This window comes from Terrabacter sp. GCM10028922 (genome assembly GCF_042666095.1).
In the GTDB taxonomy this organism is placed as follows: domain Bacteria; phylum Actinomycetota; class Actinomycetes; order Actinomycetales; family Dermatophilaceae; genus Terrabacter.
Genome location: NZ_JBHTFG010000023.1, coordinates 178,314 through 185,325, shown reverse-complemented (window position 1 = coordinate 185,325; position 7,012 = coordinate 178,314). Strand labels below are relative to the sequence as shown.

The 7,012-nt window shown below is 70.8% G+C and carries 7 protein-coding genes; 2 read left to right on the top strand and 5 right to left on the bottom strand.

Annotation, left to right across the window (positions count from 1 at the left end; all coding sequences use genetic code 11):
* Both ACFQU3_RS17705 and ACFQU3_RS17700 read left to right on the top strand, forming a co-directional pair.
* Nucleotides 1–850 (top strand): HNH endonuclease (locus ACFQU3_RS17705; RefSeq protein ID WP_385912148.1); only part of this gene is annotated, 850 nt, incomplete at its 5' end.
* A 460-nt stretch (nucleotides 851–1,310) separates the two neighbouring features.
* The gene (locus ACFQU3_RS17700) at nucleotides 1,311–1,934 is read left to right on the top strand and encodes a hypothetical protein (protein ID WP_385912146.1); all 624 of its coding nucleotides are present in this window, start codon (nucleotides 1,311–1,313) and stop codon (nucleotides 1,932–1,934) included.
* 581 nt (nucleotides 1,935–2,515) lie between these two features.
* On the opposite strand, the gene ACFQU3_RS17695 is transcribed toward ACFQU3_RS17700, so the two are convergent.
* From ACFQU3_RS17695 to ACFQU3_RS17675, 5 genes are all read right to left on the bottom strand, one after another.
* Nucleotides 2,516–2,959: an SRPBCC family protein gene (locus tag ACFQU3_RS17695; RefSeq protein ID WP_385912144.1), complete on the bottom strand. Its 444-nt coding sequence runs from the start codon at nucleotides 2,957–2,959 to the stop codon at nucleotides 2,516–2,518.
* A gap of 220 nt (nucleotides 2,960–3,179) precedes the next feature.
* Nucleotides 3,180–3,668, bottom strand: a complete 489-nt coding sequence (locus ACFQU3_RS17690; RefSeq protein ID WP_385912142.1) for a hypothetical protein — start codon at nucleotides 3,666–3,668, stop codon at nucleotides 3,180–3,182.
* A 187-nt stretch (nucleotides 3,669–3,855) separates the two neighbouring features.
* The gene (locus ACFQU3_RS17685) at nucleotides 3,856–4,359 is read right to left on the bottom strand and encodes a nuclear transport factor 2 family protein (protein ID WP_385912140.1); all 504 of its coding nucleotides are present in this window, start codon (nucleotides 4,357–4,359) and stop codon (nucleotides 3,856–3,858) included.
* Nucleotides 4,360–4,383: 24 nt separating this feature from the next.
* A complete protein-coding gene (locus ACFQU3_RS17680) occupies nucleotides 4,384–5,835 on the bottom strand; it encodes a carboxyl transferase domain-containing protein (protein WP_385912138.1) in 1,452 nt (483 codons plus the stop codon).
* Nucleotides 5,832–7,010 (bottom strand): CaiB/BaiF CoA transferase family protein, encoded by a 1,179-nt coding sequence (locus ACFQU3_RS17675; RefSeq protein WP_385912136.1) that lies wholly within the window; start codon nucleotides 7,008–7,010, stop codon nucleotides 5,832–5,834. The genes ACFQU3_RS17680 and ACFQU3_RS17675 overlap by 4 nt, the downstream gene beginning before the upstream one ends.
* Between the last annotated feature and the right edge of the window lie 2 nt (nucleotides 7,011–7,012).

The window sequence follows — 7,012 nt, the reverse complement described above, 5'->3', positions numbered from 1 at the left end:
CGCGCAGGCCGGCGCCCTCATCGAAGCCGCCCTCGCCGAGGCCAAGGACCACCTCTTCCACACCATCAGCCACAACAGCAGCACCGACGCCGACAGCACGAACGGTATGGACGAGCTGGACCGGCGGGCGCTCGACGGTGACGTCCTGGACCCGCGACGCTGCGTCACCGACGGCGGCCCACCCCGCATCACCTGGGCCGACGCCCTCACCCTGCTCGCGACCCGATCCCTCGACACCGCCGCCACCGACACCCCCGCCCGCCGGTCCCGCTACCGGGTCCAGGTCCACCTCGACACCGACGGCGGCTGGCTCACCGGCCGACCCCGCCTACCCCAGCACATCGTCGACGGCCTCACCTGCGACGGCCAGCTCACACCCGTCTGGGAGACCGACGGCCACCCCGTCAACGTCGGACGCACCCAAAGGGTGGTCCCGCACCGCACCCGCATCCTCGTGCTGGACCGCGACCGCGGCTGCCGCTACCCCGGCTGCCGCACCGGCCCCAGAGCCCACCTCGAGATCCACCACCTGACCCACTGGCGCGACGGCGGCCCCACCGACCTGACCAACCTGCTCGGCCTGTGCCCCTTCCACCACGACGGCCACCACCGCGGCGACTTCACCATCACCGGCGACCCCACCCACCCCGACGGCCTGCCCTTCCACACACGACACGGCCTGCTCATCGGCCCACCCCAACCACCGCCCGACGCGCCCGACCCGCACCCACCCACCAGGCGCAGACCCGCACCCCGACTCGGCCGCCACTACCCCGCCCCCACCGGCGCACCCCTGCACCTGCGGCTCGTCGACTTCACCCCACCCCGCACCACACCCCTCCGCCGCTGACGCGCAGCCGGCCGCACACTCCCGGGCATGCGCTGCACCCTGGAGGAGACCCAGGCCGGGCCCGTGTCGACGCGTCCTGGAACCGCGGGAGACGTAGCCATGCCAAGCCCGGTCCTGTGCCGGCCGGGCGCACGCCTGTGCCCGGCGCACGCTCCGGTAGGACACTGGGGTGGAAGCGGACCCTACGTTCGTCGGTCCGAACGGCTGAGCAGGAGGCGACGTGGCCGGCAGGGCGAGTCGCCAACACGGTGGGTGCCAGGCGTCGCAGCAGTCGGATCCCACGAGGCGTCGCGTCAGCAAGATGCTCGTCGCTGCGGCGCTCATCGGGGGGCTCGCTGCCTGCACTGGGCCGCCGGGCGGAGGACCGGCCGCGTCCACACCAGGGTCCGGCGCGGCTGCGACGGCAGCCACCAGGGTCGAGGTGACGCCAGGGCCGCGAGCCGTTCCCCGCAGCTATCGGATGACTGAGGCGCCGCATGTCGTCGAGCGGGATGCGTACGCCTTCCGGACCCTGAACGCACTGCGGCCCGGAGCGACGTACCGCGTGCGCATGCCCGGCAACCTCTATCCGGTAGCGCCAGGCTCCCACCTGGCGGTGGAGCTCACCCTCTCCGGCGACACGTGGTGGCTCTTCGAGCAGGGAGTGGTCACGCAGGGGCCGTCCTATGTGCGGGAGGACGCCGGCATCCGCGTCATGGAGCTGGACGCGATCGCGTACGGACCGTGCCAGTCCCAGGCACGCCCGCCGGTAGATCCCGGGCCGACTCCGGCCGACCTCGGCCGCGCCATTCTGTCGAGGTACCCGTTCACCGTGATCGAACCTGTTGCCCCGGTCGCGCGGTTCGGTGGGTCCGGCGTTCACCTGACGGCGCGGCTCGATGACCCGAACGCGAGCCTGTGCGACAACGGCGGGGTGATGACCTACCGGCCGATGGCGGCCCAGCACCAGCTCGTCGAGCTGTGGATCGTCGTCGTCCATGGTGAGCGCGTCATCATCGAGCGGTCATGGTTCTCGGACACCAGCCCTCGTGTCCTGGCGGATCAGCAGCGCACCCTCGACTCGCTTCGCCTCGTGCGCGTCTGACACCGGCGGCGAGCGTCCGAAAGTAGCCGCGATCCGCGCGACTTCGCTGCCAGAGTGGGCCCCCGCAATTGCCGAGACGTGATCGTGACGGCCGAGGCGGCCGACCGGGGAAACGGTCTCGGGCTACCGTCCCGGTATGAGGCTGTCGAGTTCTTCGGAGGCTACGTGCGCCAGTGCTCTGGCTCTCGTCGCTGCGCTGGCCGGGTGCAGTGCCTTGACGCCCCAAGGCTGTACGGCCATTGGCGCAGACCCAGGCGTCACGGTCAGCCTCGGAGGCAACGGCTGGACGGTTCCACTCGTCGTTGAGGTCTGCGTCGCCGAGAACTGTTCGTCCAGCCCTGCTGTCACCAGCACGACGGCACCGGTCTTCATCCGAAATACCGGCCTCACCTCGGTACACCCCACGGACATCGTGATCACGGTCCACGCGCCAAACGGCACCAGCCTGGCCCCGCCCACGCACTCCACGGTGCGCCCGAAGGAGTTCCAACCGAACGGCCCCCACTGCGAGCCGACCGTCTGGGTCGCCGCGGTCACTGTCACGCGACAGACCTGAGACCCGCAACTGTCGCGACGAGGCGTCAGTCTGTGTCTTCCCTCGCGTAGCTGTCGAGCGCAGAGGCCCACATTCGCGAGATCAGCATTCTCATGGGGCCGTGATGGATCAAGAACAGCAGCGTCTTCTGCCTGCGGGCGTTTACGGCGCTCCACTCGGCATGCACGCTGCTACCGCCGCCCTCACGAGGGGTGACTCGCACGAAGCCGTCGCCACCGCCGCCGTAACTGCTCTCCGTCACCCTCCAGCGGACCACGTCGGGATCGGACCAGTCGTACCGGACGACAACCCAGAACGGCGACCCGGGACTGCTTTCCCGCGCGACCGCCCAGTGTTCTCCCTGACCGCACAGTTCGTATGTCTTGGGGTCCAAGCTGCGGTGCCAGGTATGAAGCCGACGGTCGGTGAAGTCCGTCAGAGCGCGACGCACTTGATCAGGCGAAGCCTGCGTCTCCAGGTCGAATCGCATCTGCTCATGTGAGCATGCGGAGGCTCACCACGTCCAGAATGCCGTGGTGGCGTCCGATCCGCTGTGCAGGCCATGCGAAGGCGGTCCCCTGCCGCCCGGAGGGCGACACGACCGGCCGTGCCGCCGAAGGGTCCAGCCCGGACAAGATCCTGTGGGCAGTAGCCGCAGGAGGAGCGGAGCGGAAGCACCGATCTTCGGTATCCGCCGGCGGCTGCGGCAGTCACGCGTGGATGTCGACGAGCCACTCTTCGGGGCCGAGGGCTAGGCCTTCGTCGGATCGGCCATCGTTGATCCTGTCGATCCGGTCCTCCTCCATCTGGGCCGCCTCCCGACCGCCCCGCGTGGCGATGACCACCCGGTGCGCTCCAGGCGCCAGCGACATGTCAGGGACCGGGGGCCCGTCCATTTCGATGGGAATGAGAGCGAGCTGTCCGGTCGTGAAGGTGACGACGTCGTCGAACACCACGGTCCATTCGGCGCTGTGACCCGGCGGGGAGAGTTGTGAGCGGTCGGCCGAGACGTCTGCGCCTGTGCGGACGTGCACCGTGGTCAGCACCAGGTCCGCGGCGCAGTAGAGCACAATCTGGTCAGGCCCGGCAGCGGCGGTCGACTGCACCGCCGGAAAGATGCCTTGGGGTTGGGTCAAGGAACGGTCGCTGAGCGTCAGGAAGTGCCGGATGGCCTGAACTATCAGCGAGGCGGTAGCCATCAGCAGAAGTCAGCACTCTCAGGGCGCGGGCTCTGCGCGACGGACAAGCATCCCCCTTGGAGCACAACGTCGGTCATGCCAGTCATGATCCACGCTTTCCCCAAGATCTGCTTGCACGACAACCCAGGTCACGCCGCTGTGCGCCCGTCGTGCCGAAGCGGCGTGCGCGCGGCCCGCAGCTCCGGCTCTACGAGCGTGGCCGGCGCCAGGAGGCGTGCCCGACCTCAGCCTCGAACGCAGGCCGGACGTCGACGGTGTCGTAGATGATGTGCAGCTCCCTGATCTTCCCGTCCGAGCCGAGCGTGGCCACATCCACGACATCGAACGGCGCCGCGGCACCGGAGGACAGGCGCCAGTCGAAGTGGAACCAGAAGCTCACCGTCGTCTGGCCGGCCTGGTCTTCGCCGCTCATCACCGACTTCAAGGTCAGGTTCGCCTGACTCGTGTCGGCGAACAACTCCGTGTAGAACTCACGAGCCGGTCGGGGTCCGTATAGGGGCGAGTGGACGACGCCGTCGTCAGCGAAGAGGCTGGCTACCAGTTCTGCGTCTGCGGTGGTGAGGGCGCGCAGGTACGTACCAACCAGATCGCCCGCCGGCAGAGACACTCCCCCACGGTAGCTGAGCGTCGAAGCAGGAACGTGCCGCGTGCGAGGACATTCCGTCCGGCCATGCCCGGCCTCGGGATCCACGACCACTGAGGACCGGGTTCAGTCCTAGCTCGCGAGGACGTGCGCCTTCCCAAGGGTCTGGCGACGGAGCGCGGCCGCGCATTCGGCAACGACCGCGAGCGCGAAGGCCGCCGCGTCGTCGTCGGCCGGCTCGGGCACGACCCGGCTGACGATGCCCCGGGCGGCGAGGTCGAGCACGCCGACCTGCTGGAGCTCGGCCATCTCGGCCGCGTGGGAGACGTCGCCATGGACGATCGCGCTGGCGCCTTCGGGGGGCAGTGGTGACAGCCACGCGTTCTCGGCCGCGATGACCTCGCGCGCCGGCAGGAGGGCGAGCGCCCCTCCGCCGCAACCCTGCCCGAGCACGATCGAGACCGTCGGCACCGTCATCGTCGTCAGCGTCGCGATGCACCGGGCGATCTCACCGGCGATCGCGCCCTCCTCGGCGTGCGGCGAGAGCTCGGCTCCGGGGGTGTCGATGACGGTGACGAGCGGCAGACCCAGCTCTTCGGCAAGCCGCATGGCGCGGCGGGCCTCGCGCAGCGCGCCTGGGCCCATCGGCGTCACCGCGGACTGCCGCGCGCGGTCCTGACCGACGAGCACGCACGGCTGCCCGTCCAGGCGGGTTAGTGCGACGAGCATCGTCGCGTCGCGCTCACCCTCGTCGGTCCCGTTGAGCCGCAGCGTGCTGCTCCCTCCGTGTCGGAGCAGCTCACGCACACCGGCGCGGTCGGGCCGGCGCGTGACCTCGATCGACTCCCACGCCGTGAGGTGGCGGCTGGGCTCGCGGAGACGCCGCTCGAGGCGCGGCAACGTCGGCCCGTCGACGAGGACGCCGAGCGCCCGGTCGACGAGCATGGGCAGGTCCTCGACCGCGACGACGGCGTCGAGCACGCCTTTGGCCGTGAGGTTCTCGGCGGTCTGCACGTCTGCCGGGAAGGGCACACCGTTGAGCGCCTCGTAGACCTTCGGCCCGAGGAACCCGACGAGCGCGCCGGGCTCGGCCACGGTGACGTGCCCCAGCGAGCCCCACGACGCGAAGACGCCGCCGGTCGTCGGGTGGCGCAGGTGGACGAGGTACGGCAGCCGGGCGGCCCTGTGCGCCATGAGCGCTCGTGAGATCTCCACCATCTCGACGAACGCCGGCGTCCCCTCCTGCATGCGCGTGCCGCCGGATGCCGTGGACGCCAGGACGGGCAGGCCCTCGGCGGTGGCGCGGCGTACAGCGGCCGTGATCCGACCCGCCGCTGCGCGGCCGATCGACCCGGCGAGGAAGCGGAACTCGTTGACGACGACGGCGACCGGCCGCCCGCGCACCAGCCCGCGTCCCGTCAGCACCGACTCGTCGGTGCCTGCCTTCTCGGCAGCGGCCTCGAGCTGGCGGCGGTAGTCCTCGGGCTGCGCGCTGATGTCGATCGGCTCGTCCCACGACTCGAAGGAGCCCGAGTCGAGCACGAGGTCGAGCAGCTCGTGCGCGGTCCAGGGGCGGCGTCTCATCGGTCCTCCTTCAACCAGGCACGGATCGCCGCGCCGTCCTCGTCGAGGGTGGGCGGAGCGGCGTGCTCACGGCGCGTCACCTCAGCTCCTGCGCCGTCGAAGAAGCGCAGTGGCGGCCCCGGCAGGGTGAGCGGACCGAGGGTCGGGTGCTCGACCTCGACGAGGAGCCCCTGGCTCACGGTTTGGTCCCACGAGTACACCTCGTCGAGGGTGCGCACCTTGCCGGCGGGCACGCCGGCCTCGGCCAGGCGGGCGAGCAGCGGCTCGGCGTCCCACTCGGCGAACGCCGCCTCGAGCACCTCGATGACGCGGTCTCGGTGGGTGACGCGCTCGTGGTTGGTGGCGAGCCCCTCGGCGGACGCGTCGAGGCCGAACGCGGTGCACAGCCGCTGCCACAGCCCCTCGCTGCCGACGGCGATCTGCACTGACCCGTCGCGACAGTGGAAGAGGCCGTACGGCGCGATCGACGGGTGGTGGTTTCCCGCCGACCGCCCCACCTCGCCGGCCACCGTCCACCGGGTGCCCTGGAAGGCGTGCACGCCGACGACGGACGCGAGCAGCGACGTGCGCACGACGGTGCCCTTCCCGGTGCGGTGGCGCTCGTTGAGCGCGGCGACGACGCCGTACGCGCCGTACATCCCGGAGAGCAGGTCCGCGATGGGGACGCCGACGCGCTGCGGGTCGTCGGGCCCCGAGCCGGTGAGCGACATGAGCCCGGCCTCGCCCTGGGCGATCTGGTCGTAGCCGGCGCGGCCTCCCTCGGGACCGTCGTGGCCGAAACCGGTGATCGACAGGACGACGAGACGCGGGTTGCGGCGGGTCAGCTCGTCGATGCCGAGCCCGAGCCGCTCGAGCACCCCGGTGCGGAAGTTCTCGACGAGCACGTCGGCTCGCTCGACGAGGGCGAGCAGCACCCCCTTGTCGTCGGCGTCCTTGAGGTCGAGGGTGATCGACTCCTTGTTGCGGTTGGCGGAGAGGAAGTACGTCGACTCGCGACGACCGTCCTCGCCGACGAACGGCGGGCCCCAGCCCCGCGTGTCGTCACCGCGGCCGGGTGCCTCCACCTTGATGACCCGCGCGCCGAGGTCGGCGAGCATCATCGTCGCGTGCGGTCCGGCCAGCGCTCGCGAGAGGTCGACGACGAGCACGTCGGAGAGGGGTCCGTCAGAGGTCATGG